Source organism: Enterobacter cloacae complex sp. 2021EL-01169 (genome assembly GCF_020733125.1).
Taxonomy (GTDB): Bacteria; Pseudomonadota; Gammaproteobacteria; order Enterobacterales; family Enterobacteriaceae; genus Enterobacter; species Enterobacter roggenkampii.
Window position 1 is genome coordinate 47,868 of record NZ_JAJFTC010000009.1, and the last position, 16,177, is coordinate 64,044.

Genomic DNA, 16,177 nt, shown 5'->3' on the forward strand with positions numbered 1-16,177 from the left:
TGGCGTTTGTGATGTAAACACGAAGTGACTCACAAAATTTGAGGTACACTCACTGCCGGGCTAACAAGGAGATAATGATGGGGAATGAAGGCGTTGTAGCGGTTGAAAAAGCGCTGGCTTTACTGGATTGCTTCCGTCCTGGGGATGAGAGCCTGACGCTGACCGCGCTGGCACAGCTGTCGGGTTATCACAAAACCACGGTTTACCGCTTGATGAATTCTCTTGAACGGATGAATTACGTCGTCAGGCATGAAGACGGCAATTATGCGCTTGGCCCACGTCTGCTTTACCTCGGCAAGCTGTATGAACAATCTTTCCATCTTTCGCGGGTGGTTCAGCCAGAGCTTCAGGCCTTATCCCTGGCGTCTCAGGAGAGCGCCAGCTGGTATGTGCTGGAGGGCGGGCAGCGCCTTTGCCTGTTTCGCGCTGAAGCGTCGCACGGCCTGCGACACAGTAATCTTCCCGGCAGCCAGTTCCCGCTTGATAGTTCGGCCATCAGTAAGGTCTTGCGCCACTGGGGGCTCAATGAGAGCCTGCCGGAGGGCGATGCTGAACTCCCTTTCTACACGTCAGGCGCACGCGATCCCCATACCGCTGCGTTTGCGATGCCTGTCTTCGGCGATCACGACAAGCTGGTTGCGGCGTTAGCCCTGACCGGCCCCATCTCACGGCTGACGGAAGATCGTCGTGAGAAGGAGATAGGCCCGTTGATGAAGGCGGCGGCCAGCCGTCTGTCGCAGAAAATGGGAGCCAGTAAGCCCTTCTGTCAGCAGTTCTTTGGTGAAACGAGCGACGCGGCGGAAGAAAATCTTTAAACGCAGAAGCGGGACATGTGTCCCGCTTCTGTCATCACGAATGTGTGACCTGTTTTTCGTGTAGCTGAGCGTTGCGTGCCTGCCGTCCCATAATGAGTACCGCGATACCCCCGGCCAGGCACAGCACGGCCAGCGGGAGCATAGCCAGCGTGTAGCTGCCCGTTTGCTCGCTGATCATGCCGTAGGCATTTACCATGACCGCCCCGCCAATCAGGTTCGCGATGGCACCAATCGCGGCCAGCCCTGCCGCCGCCGAGGAGCTGCTCATCCAGCCGGACGCCAGCGCCCAGAAAGGCCCTTTCATTGAATACGCGCCCGTCAGGATAATGCTCAGGATCGCGAGAGTGGCAAAGAGCGAGACGCTGACAAAGGCAGCGAACACACCGGCGGCAATCATGAACAGCGTCAGCGCAGTATGCCAGCGGCGTTCATTGGTGCGATCGGAGTGTCGTCCCCAGACAATCATCAGAACCGATGCCAGACCGTAAGGAATGGCGTTAAACAGACCGGTTTGCAGATTATCAAGATGGAAGGATTTCAGCAGCTGAGGAGACCAGACGCTAATAGTGGTGCCCGCGGACGATGCGCCCGCGTAAATCAGCGCCATCAGCCAGATTTGGCGATGCTTCAGCAGCTGCCACGTCGTCTGGTGTCCAATGTTCTTTTGCTGGCTACGCTCGGTCTCAAGGGTGGTTTCCAGCCACTTTTTCTGTTCATCGCTGAGCCATTTCGCCTGATGAGGGCGATCCCGGAGAATAAACCAGGCCGCAATACCCAGCAGCACCGCAGGTAAGCCTTCAATGATGAACAGTAGATGCCAGCCGCGAAGACCCAGCCAGCCATCCAGCGACAGTATCAATCCGGAAAGAGGGGAGCCGATGAAGTTAGCGAGCGGGATGGCAACCATAAAGGACGCAATAATGGGCGCGCGGTAGCGGGCAGGGATCCACCAGGTCAGATACAGCACGACGCCCGGGAAGAAGCCTGCTTCCGCTGCTCCGAGAAGAAAACGGACGATATAGAGCGACGTGGTATTTTGAACCAGCGCCATGCCCATGGAGACGATGCCCCAGCTGATCATAATGCGCGGTATCCACAGCCGGGCGCCGACTTTCTGCATGGCCAGGTTGCTCGGCACCTCAAACAGGAAATAGGCCACGAAGTAGAGGCTGCTGGCGAAGCCAAACGCCGCTTTGCTGAGGCCAAGGTCCTCATTCATCTGCAGCGAAGCCATGCCGATATTCCCGCGATCGATAATGGAGACCAGGTAACTGACAATCAGAAACGGAAGAATACGCCAGATCACCTTCCGCATCGTCTCTCTTTCTATGTCCTCGGTGGCGGTCGCGCCGTTACGTAAATGTTCTGTCATTGTATCCTCGCAGGGTGTGTTCTTTGTTTTATTAGGTACAACTTAGTTTTATTAAACAAAACCACTATAGCGACGGCGCGTTCTTTTTATCCAGTTAATGGAAGGTTTAAATGATGTAAATAAGAGGTGACTCACAGATAGTGCGCTGCGGATATCGCTCAAGGCTGCTGGCCAGCCGCAAGCAGGACGTGCTGGCAGAGAAATAATCACGTAGCGCAATTATTGCACCAACTTTTCCTCTCCCTTCGACTAAGCTTCGACCAGATGCCCCGCCGCGCTCGCGGGGCCATACTCCTTTTGGTCAGAGCACGTACCATGCAGCTACTCAGCATTATTATTTTGCTTACCCTAACCGTGGTCATTCATTCGCTGTGGATGTTTGGCGTTTTAAAATTCATCACGTTAGACGTCGATTCTGCGGTACGCATTGTTTTACGCAATGTCGGTATCGTTATCTCTATGATTTTCGCCCATCTCCTGGAGGCCGGGCTGTTTGCTGCCTTTTATTTTGTCATCGACGCGTTTAATGACTGGAACACCAGCTTCTATTTTTCACTGGTCAGCTACGCGACGGTAGGGTACGGCGACGTCACGTTACCCCAGCACTGGCGGCTCATCGGCGGGGTGGAAGGACTGGTGGGCGCATTGATGGTAGGTTGGTCTGTGGCGGTTCTGGTCGCAGTGCTGCAGCGTTTGCGTGGCATGAGCGCCTAAACGGTAGATGTGCAATCCCCATCTGGTAAGGTAAAGTACACCCCTTACGCGGCCGTCGCGCTGCGGTTTTGAGGGTGGATGTGATAAACAGCCCACCCTTTTTCTCTGCTGGTTTACGCCAGCCTGCATGGTGCTGTGCTTTGCCTCTATAAAAGGGTTATGTATGTCTGCTGCTCATCTCGGTTTCCCGACGGAAACCGTTGTTGTCTTTGTGGTGATGGCCGTTGGGGCGATGTTTATCGACCTCTTTATGCACCGTCACGATAAACCGATCTCGCTGAAAAGCGCCGCAATGTGGTCCCTCTTCTGGGTCATGATGGCGATGGCCTTCGCCGGGTTCCTGTACGTTCACCACGGCGCCGAGATGGCGAGCCTGTTCCTCACCGGTTATGCGCTGGAGGAGGTGCTCTCCGTCGATAACCTGTTTGTGATGATGGCGATCTTCGCCTGGTTCGGCGTGCCGGATAAGTACCGTCACCGCGTGCTCTACTGGGGCGTGCTGGGGGCGATTGTCTTCCGCGGTATTTTCGTGGCTATCGGCACCAGCCTGTTAAGTCTGGGGCCTTACGTCGAGGTGATTTTCGCGCTGGTCGTCGGCTGGACGGCGGTAATGATGCTCCGACGCAATGAAGAGAGTGACGAAGTGGAAGATTACTCGGGTCATCTCGCCTATCGCCTGGTGAAACGCTTCTATCCGGTCTGGCCGAAAATCAGCAGCAACGCCTTTATTCTGACGCAGAAAGAGGTGGATGCGGAGCTTGAAAAGCCGGAAAACCAGGACGTGATGGTCGGACGCGTGAAGAAGGCGAAGCGCTATGCGACCCCGCTGCTGCTCTGCGTGGCGGTGGTGGAACTCTCAGACGTGATGTTCGCGTTTGACTCCGTGCCGGCCATTATCGCCGTCAGCCGCGAGCCGCTGATTATCTACAGCGCCATGATGTTCGCTATCCTCGGCCTGCGTACCCTTTACTTCGTGCTGGAAGCGCTGAAGCAGTATCTGGTGCATCTCGAGAAAGCGGTGGTGCTGCTGCTGTTCTTCGTGGCGTTCAAGCTGGGGTTAAATGCCACCGATCACTTCTGGCATCACGGTTACAGCATTGGCGCGACCGCCAGCCTGTTTGTGGTATTGGGCGTGCTGGCGCTGGGAATTATTGCGAGCGTGATGTTCCCGGGGAAACGAGAAGCCTGATGTACCGCCCGGTGGCGCTTCGCTTACCGGGCCTACAGTTCGAATGTAGGCCGGGTAAGGCGCAGCCGCCACCCGGCAAAAAGGCTACTTGATGGGTGAATTGCGGCGCTTGCGCGGCGGGTGGAAGTGCCGCCAGTGCGGATCCTGCGCCGCCGCCAGCAGCTCGTGGTCGCCGCGGGTGTCCCCCCAGGCGCGCAGGTGATAGGCGTTCAGATCGCCATACACTTTTTCCAGCCTGGCCACCTTCTGGGCGCAGCGGCAGTTATGGCCCGTGATGCGCCCCGTCAGCTTGCCGTCTTTCACTTCCAGCTGCGTGCCAATCAGCTTAATGCCCAGTTTGTCAGCCCACGGCTGAAGCACCAGCGCCGGAGACGCGGAACAGATGGTCACCTCCGCACCGGAATTCACCTCTGCCGCCACGGCCAGAACCCCTTCGGGGCGCATCAGCTTGCTCCAGTATTTTTCGCAAAACGCTTCCGCCTGCTGGCGCAACCAGTGTTCATCCACGCCCGTCAGGAACGTTTTGATCAGCACTTCCTTTAGCTCATCGCGCGTCAGCTTGCGACGCACGCAGTGGAGCGTGGGCAGCGCCATACGCACCAGACGGCCCGCGAAGTAGCGTTTCCCGAAGGCAAAGCGCAGGAAAGGAATAAAGCTGTCGTGGTGTGTTAACGTCCCATCAAAGTCAAAGACAGAGAGCACGCTGGATTTCGCCACCGTCTCGTCGGCAATCATATTGGTCATAAATACGTCTTAGCTGAAATACACATTCTGTGGATCAGTTTACCTGCTTTACCAGGACAGTCCTTACATCACCACCATTTTTTTCTCGATCTTGCGATCTCAAAGTGAGTCCATTTTTGGCCTCAATAAGAATTGGTGAAAAAACGATCTGTCTATATTATCGCCACATCGCACGATATTCAGGGGAACCCTTTGGCCCCACAGGTAAGGAAAAACTCACTCACTACTGCTTTCTTGATATGACTCTTAGATCGTTTATTTCAATCCTGACGTTAAGTTTTGCTTCGTTTTCTGCATTCAGTTTTCAACTCCCCGCGTCGATGCTATCGATGAACAGTGACCTGGCCGTCTCGCCAGCGAAATCTGCACTGATGCAACAGGATACGGGCCCGCTGCGCGCGCGCATCCTTGATCAATACCAAAAGTGGAAGGGGACCCAGTATCAGTGGGGCGGAACCACGCGCCGCGGGGTGGACTGCTCCGCGCTGATGCAGCACCTGTTCAGCGATGTAGCGCATCTTAACTTACCGCGCACGACCGGCGAGCAGATCCACCGCGGGGTGCAGGTGACGCAATACCGCCTGAGGCCCGGAGATCTGGTGTTCTTCCAGACGGGTCCGAACCGCAGGCATGTCGGCGTGTATATTGGCAATAGCCAGTTTATTCATGCCTCAAGCAGCCAGGGCGTCACGGTCTCAACCCTGACGGATGCTTACTGGCAGGCGCACTACATTACTGCCCGTCGGGTTGCAGGCAGTGCGGCCTGACAGCCTCAGATGATGTCATCTACCACGCCGCCATCGACGCGCAGCGCCGCGCCCGAGGTGGCGGAAGCCTGGGGCGAACAGACATAAATCACCATATTGGCCACCTCTTCTACCGTGGCCGCGCGCTGGATCACCGAGCTGGGGCGGTTGGCCATCACAAACTCTTTCGCCAGCTGCTCCAGCGATTTACCGGTTTTTTCGATTTCATCCTTCATCATCTCTGCGAAACCGTCCGACATCGTTGGCCCCGGCAAGACGCTGTTGACCGTCACGCCGCTTCCCGCCACGAACTTCGCCAGCCCGCGCGCCAGGGAGAGCTGCGCCGTTTTGGTCACGCCGTAGTGGATCATATCCGCCGGGATATTGCAGGCCGACTCGGAGGAGATAAACACCACCCGTCCCCAGCCCTTTTGCACCATGCCCGGCAGGAGGGCGCGGGAAAGACGCACGCCGGACATCACGTTGGTCTGCCAGTAACGCTCCCAGGTCTCATCGTCGATGCCATAGAAATCCTGCGGGCCGTAAATCCCGGCGTTGTTAACCAGAATATCAACGTTATTCGCCACCTTCAGCAGCGACTCGACCCCTTCCGCCGTGCTGAGATCGGCAATCGCGGCGCGCACCTGCACGCCCGGCACCACCTGCTGCAGCTGCTGAATGCCTTTATTCACCGATTCCGTGCTGCGGCCATTAACGATCACCTCGGCACCGCTTTCTGCCAGCCCTCTGGCAATGGCGAACCCGATCCCGCCGGTTGAGGCGGTCACCAGCGCCACTTTCCCCGTAAAGTCGATTTTCATCATCCGCTCCTTATCATTTTAACGTTCGGACCTTAAAGCGTAGCAGGTGAGGATGACGGCTCCTGGCTAAAAAGGCGCAGCAGCGTCTCCACCTGCTCGTCAAGCGGGGCGAGGGAGCGCTTAACAATCAGGTGAAGCGGCGTCGCTCTGCGTGCACCGTGGCTCAGCGGCAGGCGTTTCAGGATGCCTTGATCCAGCTGGGTCTGGATGCGTTCCTCCGGCAGCCAGCCGTAGCCGACCTGAGAGAGGACGGCCTCAATGGCGGCATCGATGGTGGAGAAGGTCCATGACTCACCGGCCGCGCGCGCGGCGGGCTGACTGTCCGCAATCTGAATGAGCGGCCACGGGCGTAGCATGTCGTCGTTAAGCGGCGCGTCGAGGTGAAAGAGAGGATGCTGATGGTGGGCCACGGCAACAAAGTCGATATTCATCAGCCATTCGCCGAGCCCGGTCATGTCCTGGCGGCGGGTGAGAACCATCGCATCGGCTTCGTCGTTAATGGCATCGTCCCGGGTGTTTTCCAGCACCTCGGTGAGGCGTACCTGGGTTTGCGGATACTGCTGCTGGAACTGGCGCAGAATGGCAAACAGGCGGCGGCGGGGGAAAATGGAATCCACCACCAGATCCAGCCGCGTGCGCATTCCGTTGCGAAGGGTCGCTGCGCGCGTCTCAACGTACGAAAAGGCTTTCAGCAGCGGTTTAACCTGGTTGAGCAGCAGTTCTCCTGCCGGCGTTAACACCGCCCGTCGTCCTTCCGGCACCAGGAGGGCCACGCCCAGCCGCTCCTGCAGCAGCGACAGGTTATAGCTCACCGAGGACTGGCTGCGGTGGGTTTCTTCTGCGGCTTTGGCAAAGCTGCCCGCCTCGACCACTCTTTCCAGTAAAGACCATTGTTCCAGCGTCGTCTTATGCATAATTTATCTAAAATTTGGATGAATTTGATTAAAAAATAGCGTTATTCATTCATTTTTTGAAGGGGTACGATCGTCTCATCAAAACAAAGGAGACATCTTATGAACACCTTCGACAAACACGACTTAAGCGGCTTCGTTGGCAAACACCTTGTTTACACCTACGACAACGGCTGGAACTACGAGATTTACGTCAAAAACGAGACGACCCTGGATTACCGTATTCACAGCGGTCTGGTGGCAAACCGTTGGGTGAAAGATCAGCAGGCTTACATCGTGCGGGTAGGGGAGAGCATCTATAAAATTTCCTGGACCGAGCCAACCGGCACCGACGTCAGCCTGATTGTGAACCTGGGCGACAAACTGTTCCACGGCACCATCTTCTTCCCGCGCTGGGTCATGAACAACCCGGAAAAAACCGTCTGCTTCCAGAACGATCATATTCCGCTGATGAACAGCTACCGAGATGCGGGCCCGGCGTATCCAACCGAAGTGATTGATGAATTTGCCACAATCACCTTTGTACGCGACTGCGGTGCCAATAATGAAAGCGTGATCGCCTGTGCGGCCAGTGAATTACCGAAAAACTTTCCAGATAACCTGTAATAAGCGCGACAATTAACTAAATAGAAAAGTTCCCGGCTATTTCATATTATTTTGAAATGGCCGGGATTTTTTTTGTTTGTTGAGGATTGGTTTAAATGTTTCCATTTCAAAATGTTGCGGAAGATCACATCAAAAATATTTAATATAAAATTAACTTGTTGTTTTTCAATTGGCTGCTAGTTGTCTTATAACGTTGTAAACGTTGTCTTAATTTTTCCCTAAGGAAAGAGAGCTACTTTGATATGAGTTTATGGTTCGTTGAAATAAGCGGGCTGGCATTTGGTTAATATCAAAAACATGCCATTTTGATTGCAAGGAAATTAATAATGAGTGATTTTCTGCCTTTTTCGCGGCCGTCGATGGGCGCTGAGGAAATTGCGGCGCTTCAGGACGTTTTGATGTCGGGCTGGATCACCACAGGGCCTAAGAATCAGCAACTTGAAGAGGCATTCTGTCAACTTACCGGGAATCAGCATGCGATTGCCCTCTGTTCCGCCACCGCGGGCATGCACGTTACGCTGATGGCGCTGGATATTGGCCCGGGCGATGAAGTTATTACCCCTTCCCAGACCTGGGTCTCCACGCTGAATATGATCGTATTGCTGGGCGCCACGCCGGTCATGATTGATGTGGATAAAGATACATTAATGGTGGCGCCAGAAGCCGTGGAAGCCGCTATTACCCCGCGCACTAAAGCCATTATTCCCGTTCACTATGCCGGCGCGCCGTGTGATATCGACGCAATTCATGCCATCGGTGAACGTCACGGTATTCCGGTGATTGAAGATGCGGCCCATGCCGCCGGAACGTATTACAAAAACCGTCACGTGGGCTGGAAAGGAACGGCAATTTTCTCCTTCCACGCCATTAAAAACATGACCTGCGCGGAAGGCGGCCTGGTGGTCACCGATAACGCGCAGCTGGCACAGCGGATCCGCAGTCTGAAATTCCATGGCCTGGGCGTAGATGCCTATGATCGCCAGACGCACGGTCGCGCGCCGCAGGCGGAAGTGATCGCGCCGGGCTATAAATACAACCTGGCGGACATCAACGCCGCTCTGGCGCTGGTGCAGCTAGGCAAACTGAAAGAGGCCAACAGGCGCCGTGAGGAAATAGCACAACGCTACCTGCGGGAGCTTGCCGATACGCCGTTCCAGCCGCTCACTATTCCGTCATGGCCGCATGTTCACGCCTGGCACCTGTTTATTATTCGCGTGGATGAAGCGCGCTGCGGGATCTCACGCGACAACCTGATGGCGGCGCTGAAAGAGAAAGGTATCGGTACCGGCCTCCATTTCCGCGCGGCCCACACGCAAAAATACTACCGCGAGCGTTTTCCTGATGTATCGCTCCCGAATTCTGAATGGAATAGCGCACGTATTTGTTCTCTCCCTCTTTTCCCGGACATGACTCATGACGACACAACCCGCGTCATTACCGCACTCCATCAGCTTGCAGGACATTGATATGTTCAGTGCACCGCCTGTACAAAAAGTATCCGTGGTCATCCCGGTTTATAACGAGCAGGAGAGCCTGCCCGAACTGATCCGCCGTACAACGGCCGCCTGTGACACGATGGGCAAGGCCTACGAAATTCTGCTGGTGGATGATGGCAGTAGCGATAATTCCGCGCTGATGATGACCGAAGCCGCGCAGGCCGAAGGCAGCCACATCGTTGCCGTGCTGCTCAACCGTAACTACGGCCAGCACTCGGCGATTATGGCGGGGTTTAGCCACGTCACGGGCGATCTGATTATCACCCTGGACGCGGACCTGCAAAACCCGCCGGAAGAGATCCCGCGCCTGGTGGCCAAAGCCGACGAAGGCTATGACGTGGTCGGCACGGTACGTCAGAACCGCCAGGACAGCCTGTTCCGCAAGCTGGCCTCGCGCACCATCAACCGTCTGATCCAGCGCACGACAGGTAAAGCGATGGGCGATTACGGCTGCATGCTGCGCGCCTACCGCCGCCATATCGTCGACGCCATGCTGCATTGCCACGAGCGCAGCACCTTCATTCCGATTCTGGCGAATACCTTTGCCCGTAAGGCAACGGAAATCCCGGTCCTGCACGCCGAGCGCGAGCACGGGGAGTCGAAGTACAGCTTTATGCGCCTCATCAACCTGATGTACGACCTCATCACCTGCCTGACCACCACGCCGCTGCGTCTGCTGAGCGTGTTCGGCAGCATCATCGCCGTGGCCGGTTTCGCGCTGTCCGTTCTGCTGGTGGTGCTGCGACTGGTCTTTGGCCCACAGTGGGCGGCGGAAGGGGTCTTCATGCTCTTTGCCGTGCTGTTTATGTTCATCGGCGCCCAGTTTGTCGGGATGGGGCTCCTCGGTGAATACATTGGCCGAATCTATAACGACGTTCGCGCGCGTCCGCGCTACTTTATTCAACGTGTTGTCCGTCAGGAACACAAAGCATCTCAAGAGGAAATTCACCCATGAAAGCTGTTGTATTTGCCTATCACGATATGGGGTGCACGGGCACGCAGGCCCTGCTGGAAGCGGGCTATGACATTGCGGCAATCTTTACCCATCCGGACACGGCTGGAGAGAATAACTTTTTCGGCTCCGTGGCGCGTATCGCCGCCGAGCGCGGTATCCCGGTTTATGCGCCAGACGACGTCAACCACCCGCTGTGGGTGGAGCGCATCCGCGCCCTCGCGCCTGACGTCATCTTCTCGTTTTACTATCGCAACCTGCTCTCCGACGAGATCTTAGGCCTGGCTGCAAAAGGCGCCTTTAATCTTCATGGTTCTCTGCTGCCTGCCTACCGTGGCCGCGCCCCGCTGAACTGGGTGCTGGTGAACGGTGAAACGGAAACGGGCGTGACGCTGCACCGCATGGTGCGCCGTGCGGATGCGGGCGCTATCGTGGCGCAGCAGAAGGTCGCTATTGATGCGGACGATACCGCGCTGCAGCTGCATCAAAAGCTGAACGCGACGGCACAGACGCTGCTGCGCGATGCGCTGCCGGGCATCCTTAACGGCACCTTCAGCGAGACCGCGCAGGACGAGAGCAAGGCAAGCTGCTTTGGCCGCCGCGCACCGGAAGATGGTCGTCTGGACTGGAACAAACCGGCCCGCCAGCTGCACAACCTGGTGCGCGCCGTGACCGACCCGTGGCCGGGCGCCTACAGCTTTGCGGGCGTCAGCAAGTTCATCGTCTGGAAATCCCGCGTGCGTGACGACATTCCGGCGGCAAAACCGGGCACCGTCGTCTCCGTCTCCCCGCTGATTGTGAGCTGCGGCGAGCAGGCGCTGGAGATCGTTACCGGCCAAACCGACAACGGCCTGTACGTTCAGGGCACCCAGCTGGCGCAGTCGCTGGGGCTGGTGGCCGGGGCGCTGATCACCAGCGCGCCGGTGGTGGCCATCAAACGCCGTACCCGCGTGCTGATCCTCGGCGTGAACGGTTTTATCGGTAACCACCTGACCGAACGTCTGCTCAAAGACGATAACTACGAAATCTACGGCCTGGATATTGGCGCGGATGCGATCAGCCGTTTCCTCGACAACCCGCGCTTCCACTTCGTGGAAGGGGATATCAGCATCCACTCCGAGTGGATTGAATACCACATTAAAAAATGCGACGTGGTGCTGCCGCTGGTCGCTATTGCCACGCCAATCGAGTACACCCGTAACCCGCTGCGCGTGTTTGAGCTGGACTTCGAAGAGAACCTGAAGATCATCCGCGACTGCGTGAAATACGACAAGCGCATCATCTTCCCGTCCACCTCTGAAGTGTACGGCATGTGTACCGATAAGAATTTCGATGAAGACACCTCCAACCTGGTGGTCGGGCCGATCAACAAGCAGCGCTGGATTTACTCCGTCTCCAAACAGCTGCTGGACCGCGTGATTTGGGCCTACGGTGAGAAAGAGGGCCTGCGCTTTACCCTGTTCCGTCCGTTCAACTGGATGGGTCCGCGTCTGGATAACCTGAACGCGGCGCGTATCGGCAGCTCCCGTGCGATCACCCAGCTGATCCTGAACCTGGTGGAAGGCTCGCCAATCAAGCTTATCGAAGGCGGGAAACAGAAACGCTGCTTTACGGATATCAGCGACGGTATCGAAGCGCTGTTCCGCATCATCGAAAACAAAGATAATCGCTGCAACGGTGAAATCATCAATATCGGCAACCCGGACAACGAAGCGAGCATTCGCGAACTGGCCGAGATGCTGCTGGCCAGCTTTGAGCGCCACCCGCTGCGCGATAAATTCCCGCCGTTTGCCGGCTTCCGCGAAGTGGAAAGCAGCAGCTACTACGGTAAAGGGTATCAGGACGTTGAGCACCGTAAGCCAAGCATTCGCAATGCGAAGCGCTGCCTGAACTGGACGCCGACGGTGAAGATGGAACAAACCATTGATGAAACGCTTGATTTCTTCCTGCGCACCGTGGAGCTGTCGGAACAGGTCTCATGAAAAAAGTCGGTTTACGCATTGATGTCGACACCTTCAGGGGAACGCGTGACGGCGTACCCAAACTGCTGGAACTGCTGAGCAAGCACGGCGTGCGCTCCAGCATTTTCTTCAGCGTGGGGCCTGACAACATGGGACGCCATTTATGGCGTCTGGTTAAACCGGCATTTCTGTTCAAAATGCTGCGCTCGCGCGCAGCATCCCTCTACGGCTGGGATATTTTGCTGGCCGGCACCGCCTGGCCCGGCAGACGCATCGGCGCGGGTAATGAAGCGGTTATCCGTGAAGCGGCGCAGCATCATGAGGTGGGTCTGCACGCCTGGGATCACCATGCCTGGCAAGCCTGGGCGGGCGTCTGGGATATCCCGCGCCTGTCCCGTGAGGTCGAGCGTGGGATGCTGGAGCTGGAGGCCATTATCGGTCAGCCCGTGTGCTGCTCCGCCGTGGCGGGATGGCGTGCGGATCAGCGCGTCGTGAAGGCCAAAGAAGCCTTTGCGTTTCGCTACAACAGCGATTGCCGCGGAACCGGGCCCTTTTTGCCGCTGTTGGGCGAAAATCGCTACGGTACGGTGCAAATTCCGGTCACGCTTCCCACCTGGGATGAAGTGGTCGGGCGCGAGGTCAAAGCTGATGAGTTCAATCGCTACATCCTGGACCGCATTCATCGTGACGCCGGTACGCCGGTGTATACCATCCATGCCGAAGTGGAAGGGATTGCGTATCAGCATGATTTCGACGAACTGCTGACGATGGCCGCTCAGGAGGGCATTGCGTTTTGCCCGTTAAGCGAGCTGCTGCCAGACGACCTCAGCACCCTCCCCGTGGGCAAAGTGGTCCGCAATGAACTGGCTGGCCGGGAAGGCTGGCTTGGCTATCAACAAACCGTGAGTCCGGTCCAATGAAAACAGCCCGTTATGGCTTAGCGCTTCTCGCACTGTTTATCGTTTACTACCTCATCCCGGTTGATATCCGCCTGCTTTGGCAGCCTGATGAAACGCGCTATGCGGAAATCAGCCGCGAAATGCTGGCCTCCGGAGACTGGGTTGTCCCGCATTTTTTGGGGCTGCGTTACTTTGAAAAGCCGATTGCCGGCTACTGGATCAACAGCATCGGGCAGATGCTGTTCGGGCACACGAACCTCGCCGTGCGCGCCGGGTCTATCTTCTCCACCGGTTTAGCGGCGCTGCTGGTCATCTGGATGGCCTGGCGTCTCTGGCGGGATAAGCGGACAGCCCTTTTCTCCGGCCTGATCTTCCTGACCCTGTTCCTGGTGTATGGCATCGGCACGTATGCGGTGCTGGATCCCATCATCACCCTGTGGCTGGTGGCGGCGATGTGCAGCTTCTGGCTGGCGTCACAGGCCAAAACCGTTGCCGGAAAAGCGGGGGGCTATGTGCTGCTTGGGCTGGCCTGCGGGATGGGGGTGATGACCAAAGGCTTCCTGGCGCTGGCGGTACCGGTGATTGGCGTGCTGCCGTGGGTGATCGTCCAGAAGCGCTGGAAAGAGGTGCTGATTTTTGGCTGGCTCGCGATCCTGAGCTGCGTGCTGATTGTTCTGCCATGGGGGCTGGCGATTGCGCAGCGTGAGCCTGACTTCTGGCGTTACTTCTTCTGGGTTGAGCATATTCAGCGTTTCGCCCAGAGCGACGCGCAGCACAAAGCCCCGTTCTGGTACTACGTGCCGTTCCTGATCGCGGGTAGCCTGCCGTGGCTGGCGCTGCTGCCCGGCGCGTTCCGTCTCGGCTGGCGTGACAGACAAAACGCGGGCGGCGGATTCTATCTGCTGGGATGGGTGATAATGCCGCTGCTGTTCTTCAGCATCGCCAAAGGCAAGCTGCCGACCTATATCCTGCCGTGCTTTGCCCCGCTGGCGATCCTGATGGCGCGCTATGCCTGCCTCGCGGCGGAGAAGGGCGCCAGAGCGTTACGCATTAACGGCGGGATCAACCTGGCGTTTGGCGTTATTGGCATGGTGGCGGCGCTGGTGGTCTCTCCGTGGGGGCTGGCTAAGCATCCGGTCTGGTCCTCGGTTGAACTGTATAAAGTGTTCTGCGCGGTGGTCGCGTTCCTCATCTGGGCCGCGGTCGGCTGGTTTACGTTCAGGCAGAGTCAGCAGCGCTGGTGGCTTGCGGCGCTCTGTCCTGCGGGCCTGGCGCTGCTGATCGGTTTTGCCATTCCTAACCTGGTGGTGGATTCCAAACAGCCGCAGTCGCTGGTCGACACCGTGCGCGAGCCGCTTCAGGACAGCCGATTTGTCTTGGCCAATAACGTGGGCCTGGCCGCTGGCCTGGCGTGGGAGCTGAAGCGCAATGACATCACGCTGTTTGGTCAGAGTGGCGAACTGCGCTACGGGCTGGATTATCCTGATGTGAAAGATCGTTTTGTCGGTAAAGATGACTTCGCGCAGTGGCTGGCTGAGCACCGTCAGCAGGGACGCGTATCGCTGGTTATCCTGCTGTCAAAACGCGATGACCTTTCGCGGGCGGATCTGCCAGAACCGGACAGCCTGTATATCCAGGGCCGTCTGGCCTACCTGCAGTATCTGCCGAAGTGATGACCTGGATCTGGCTGATACTGGCAAGCCTGCTCAGCTGTGCAGGACAGCTGTGCCAGAAACAGGCTACCCGTCCGGCGAAAGCCGGGCGGCGTGGCGTGCATATCGCGCTGTGGCTTGGCCTGGCTCTGCTGGCGCTGGGCAGCGGGATGCTGGTCTGGCTGGTGGTGCTGCAGCGCCTGCCTGTCGGCATTGCCTACCCCATGCTGAGCCTCAATTTTGTCTGGGTGACGCTGGCGGCGAAGGTATTCTGGCGTGAAAACGTCGCCTTGCATCACTGGCTGGGGGTGGGGTTGATCATCATTGGGATTGTTATCCTGGGAGGGAGCCTGTGAAAGGGGCGTTCTGGGCCTTATGCAGCGTGCTGTTAGTCAGCGCCGCGCAGCTGTTGCTGCGCGAGGCCATGCAGGCTCTGCCTCCGGTCAGCGAGCTTCTGACGTTTATTTCCGCGCTGTGGCACGTCTCGTCCGGCACGGGCGCGCTGCTGCTGGGGTTGATGGGGTATGTGGCTTCTATGGGCTGCTGGTACCTGGCGCTGCATCGCATGGCGCTCAGCAAAGCGTATGCCTTGCTGAGTCTTAGCTATATCCTGGTGTGGGGCGCCGCGATCCTGCTGCCGGGCTGGGGAGAAAGCTTCTCCTGGCACGGGCTGGTCGGCGTCGTGTTTATTATGTTGGGTGTACTGGTGATTTTCCTGCCCCGACGTGGATAATCGACTCGGTGGTCAGGGTGTAAGGGGTCGACGTACAAACGGCCAGGCTGAGTGAGCCGATCTGCACCTGGCTGACCGAGTGCGACGATGCCGTGCTGTCAATGCTGACAATCTGCCAGGCGCTACCGCCACGCTGTTTGATGATTGCCTCTTTTCGCGTCCAGATACGCCAGAAGGCGGCAAGCCGTTCCTCTGGCGCTTCGCGCTCAAGCTCATCATGCTCCGTCATGCTGAAGACGGCATTCGCCAACGCCTGCCAGTTCTTCCTGGGGCGAATCACTTCGATATCACAGCCGACTTCGCCTTCATCGCTCATCAGCAAGGCGATATCGTCACCGCTGTGGCTCAGGTTGAACCACAGCGGATGGCCCTCCGCAAAGGCCGGTTTCCCCTGCTCGCCGTAAATAATGTCGGGGAGCGGATGAGGGGATAACGCTCTGGCGAGCAGCATCCTGCCAGCCAGCCATGAGGCATTGCGAGCACCCTGAGGTGCGCTGTCTGCGAGCGTTGACGCCAGCGGGTCCGCGCAAAGGGTGGATATTTTTCCCAGTACAAACTGGTACATA

17 protein-coding genes are annotated in these 16,177 nt (G+C 57.4%); 12 read left to right on the forward strand and 5 right to left on the reverse strand.

Translation table 11 applies throughout. The features are described from left to right. The first annotated feature begins 77 nt into the window (after positions 1 to 77). Entirely contained in the window at positions 78 to 815 is a 738-nt protein-coding gene (locus LLF79_RS19220) for an IclR family transcriptional regulator (protein WP_059364266.1), read from the forward strand. 34 nt (positions 816 to 849) lie between these two features. Here LLF79_RS19220 and LLF79_RS19225 read toward each other — a convergent pair whose 3' ends face one another. Continuing rightward, positions 850 to 2,187 carry an MFS transporter gene (locus LLF79_RS19225; RefSeq protein WP_227880190.1) on the reverse strand — a complete coding sequence of 446 codons (1,338 nt, stop codon included), beginning with the start codon at positions 2,185 to 2,187 and terminating at the stop codon, positions 850 to 852. A 315-nt stretch (positions 2,188 to 2,502) separates the two neighbouring features. On the opposite strand from LLF79_RS19225, the gene LLF79_RS19230 reads away from it, so the two are divergent. Continuing rightward, entirely contained in the window at positions 2,503 to 2,901 is a 399-nt protein-coding gene (locus LLF79_RS19230; protein WP_008503110.1) for a potassium channel family protein, read from the forward strand. A 163-nt stretch (positions 2,902 to 3,064) separates the two neighbouring features. Next, positions 3,065 to 4,090 (forward strand): TerC/Alx family metal homeostasis membrane protein, encoded by a 1,026-nt coding sequence (locus LLF79_RS19235; RefSeq protein WP_008503109.1) that lies wholly within the window; start codon positions 3,065 to 3,067, stop codon positions 4,088 to 4,090. A gap of 84 nt (positions 4,091 to 4,174) precedes the next feature. On the opposite strand, the gene LLF79_RS19240 is transcribed toward LLF79_RS19235, so the two are convergent. Further along, positions 4,175 to 4,834, reverse strand: coding sequence for an HAD family hydrolase (locus tag LLF79_RS19240; RefSeq protein WP_008503107.1), 660 nt, complete (start codon positions 4,832 to 4,834; stop codon positions 4,175 to 4,177). A 320-nt stretch (positions 4,835 to 5,154) separates the two neighbouring features. Here LLF79_RS19240 and LLF79_RS19245 point away from each other — a divergent pair, with 320 nt between their 5' ends. Next, on the forward strand, positions 5,155 to 5,601 hold the full coding sequence (locus tag LLF79_RS19245) for an NlpC/P60 family protein (protein WP_008503106.1): 447 nt from the start codon (positions 5,155 to 5,157) through the stop codon (positions 5,599 to 5,601). A 5-nt stretch (positions 5,602 to 5,606) separates the two neighbouring features. Here the strand turns inward: LLF79_RS19245 and LLF79_RS19250 are convergent, their stop codons facing one another. Next, entirely contained in the window at positions 5,607 to 6,401 is a 795-nt protein-coding gene (locus tag LLF79_RS19250) for an SDR family NAD(P)-dependent oxidoreductase (RefSeq protein WP_227880243.1), read from the reverse strand. Between the two features lie 32 nt (positions 6,402 to 6,433). After that, positions 6,434 to 7,315: a LysR family transcriptional regulator gene (locus LLF79_RS19255; RefSeq protein WP_227880191.1), complete on the reverse strand. Its 882-nt coding sequence runs from the start codon at positions 7,313 to 7,315 to the stop codon at positions 6,434 to 6,436. Positions 7,316 to 7,414: 99 nt separating this feature from the next. On the opposite strand from LLF79_RS19255, the gene LLF79_RS19260 reads away from it, so the two are divergent. The 8 genes from LLF79_RS19260 to arnF all read left to right on the forward strand — a co-directional run bounded on the left by LLF79_RS19260 (position 7,415) and on the right by arnF (position 15,611). Next, on the forward strand, positions 7,415 to 7,918 hold the full coding sequence (locus LLF79_RS19260) for a phenolic acid decarboxylase (protein WP_008503103.1): 504 nt from the start codon (positions 7,415 to 7,417) through the stop codon (positions 7,916 to 7,918). 326 nt (positions 7,919 to 8,244) lie between these two features. Then, entirely contained in the window at positions 8,245 to 9,384 is a 1,140-nt protein-coding gene (arnB, locus tag LLF79_RS19265; protein WP_227880193.1) for a UDP-4-amino-4-deoxy-L-arabinose aminotransferase, read from the forward strand. A gap of 1 nt (position 9,385) precedes the next feature. Next, entirely contained in the window at positions 9,386 to 10,369 is a 984-nt protein-coding gene (gene arnC, locus LLF79_RS19270) for an undecaprenyl-phosphate 4-deoxy-4-formamido-L-arabinose transferase (RefSeq protein ID WP_008503101.1), read from the forward strand. Further along, positions 10,366 to 12,348 (forward strand): bifunctional UDP-4-amino-4-deoxy-L-arabinose formyltransferase/UDP-glucuronic acid oxidase ArnA, encoded by a 1,983-nt coding sequence (gene arnA / locus LLF79_RS19275; protein WP_008503100.1) that lies wholly within the window; start codon positions 10,366 to 10,368, stop codon positions 12,346 to 12,348. The genes arnC and arnA overlap by 4 nt, the downstream gene beginning before the upstream one ends. Further along, complete coding sequence (arnD, locus tag LLF79_RS19280) at positions 12,345 to 13,247, forward strand: 4-deoxy-4-formamido-L-arabinose-phosphoundecaprenol deformylase (RefSeq protein WP_008503099.1); 903 nt, start codon at positions 12,345 to 12,347, stop codon at positions 13,245 to 13,247. Before arnA ends, arnD begins: the two co-directional genes overlap by 4 nt. Further along, positions 13,244 to 14,899 (forward strand): lipid IV(A) 4-amino-4-deoxy-L-arabinosyltransferase, encoded by a 1,656-nt coding sequence (gene arnT / locus LLF79_RS19285; protein ID WP_227880195.1) that lies wholly within the window; start codon positions 13,244 to 13,246, stop codon positions 14,897 to 14,899. Before arnD ends, arnT begins: the two co-directional genes overlap by 4 nt. After that, on the forward strand, positions 14,899 to 15,234 hold the full coding sequence (arnE, locus tag LLF79_RS19290) for a 4-amino-4-deoxy-L-arabinose-phosphoundecaprenol flippase subunit ArnE (protein ID WP_023294741.1): 336 nt from the start codon (positions 14,899 to 14,901) through the stop codon (positions 15,232 to 15,234). The genes arnT and arnE overlap by 1 nt, the downstream gene beginning before the upstream one ends. Further along, the gene (arnF, locus tag LLF79_RS19295; RefSeq protein ID WP_063616681.1) at positions 15,231 to 15,611 is read left to right on the forward strand and encodes a 4-amino-4-deoxy-L-arabinose-phosphoundecaprenol flippase subunit ArnF; all 381 of its coding nucleotides are present in this window, start codon (positions 15,231 to 15,233) and stop codon (positions 15,609 to 15,611) included. The genes arnE and arnF overlap by 4 nt, the downstream gene beginning before the upstream one ends. Here arnF and acpT read toward each other — a convergent pair. Then, on the reverse strand, positions 15,568 to 16,176 hold the full coding sequence (gene acpT / locus LLF79_RS19300) for a 4'-phosphopantetheinyl transferase AcpT (protein ID WP_227880201.1): 609 nt from the start codon (positions 16,174 to 16,176) through the stop codon (positions 15,568 to 15,570). The two genes, arnF and acpT, sit on opposite strands and share 44 nt — an antisense overlap. Between the last annotated feature and the right edge of the window lies 1 nt (position 16,177).

Coding starts and splice junctions, on each gene's coding strand:
- LLF79_RS19220 (WP_059364266.1), top strand. CDS start 78: ATGGGGAATGAAGGCGTTGTAGCGGTTGAAAAAGCGCTGGCTTTACTG.
- LLF79_RS19225 (WP_227880190.1), bottom strand. CDS start 2,187: ATGACAGAACATTTACGTAACGGCGCGACCGCCACCGAGGACATAGAA.
- LLF79_RS19230 (WP_008503110.1), top strand. CDS start 2,503: ATGCAGCTACTCAGCATTATTATTTTGCTTACCCTAACCGTGGTCATT.
- LLF79_RS19235 (WP_008503109.1), top strand. CDS start 3,065: ATGTCTGCTGCTCATCTCGGTTTCCCGACGGAAACCGTTGTTGTCTTT.
- LLF79_RS19240 (WP_008503107.1), bottom strand. CDS start 4,834: ATGACCAATATGATTGCCGACGAGACGGTGGCGAAATCCAGCGTGCTC.
- LLF79_RS19245 (WP_008503106.1), top strand. CDS start 5,155: ATGCTATCGATGAACAGTGACCTGGCCGTCTCGCCAGCGAAATCTGCA.
- LLF79_RS19250 (WP_227880243.1), bottom strand. CDS start 6,401: ATGAAAATCGACTTTACGGGGAAAGTGGCGCTGGTGACCGCCTCAACC.
- LLF79_RS19255 (WP_227880191.1), bottom strand. CDS start 7,315: ATGCATAAGACGACGCTGGAACAATGGTCTTTACTGGAAAGAGTGGTC.
- LLF79_RS19260 (WP_008503103.1), top strand. CDS start 7,415: ATGAACACCTTCGACAAACACGACTTAAGCGGCTTCGTTGGCAAACAC.
- arnB (WP_227880193.1), top strand. CDS start 8,245: ATGAGTGATTTTCTGCCTTTTTCGCGGCCGTCGATGGGCGCTGAGGAA.
- arnC (WP_008503101.1), top strand. CDS start 9,386: ATGTTCAGTGCACCGCCTGTACAAAAAGTATCCGTGGTCATCCCGGTT.
- arnA (WP_008503100.1), top strand. CDS start 10,366: ATGAAAGCTGTTGTATTTGCCTATCACGATATGGGGTGCACGGGCACG.
- arnD (WP_008503099.1), top strand. CDS start 12,345: ATGAAAAAAGTCGGTTTACGCATTGATGTCGACACCTTCAGGGGAACG.
- arnT (WP_227880195.1), top strand. CDS start 13,244: ATGAAAACAGCCCGTTATGGCTTAGCGCTTCTCGCACTGTTTATCGTT.
- arnE (WP_023294741.1), top strand. CDS start 14,899: ATGACCTGGATCTGGCTGATACTGGCAAGCCTGCTCAGCTGTGCAGGA.
- acpT (WP_227880201.1), bottom strand. CDS start 16,176: ATGTACCAGTTTGTACTGGGAAAAATATCCACCCTTTGCGCGGACCCG.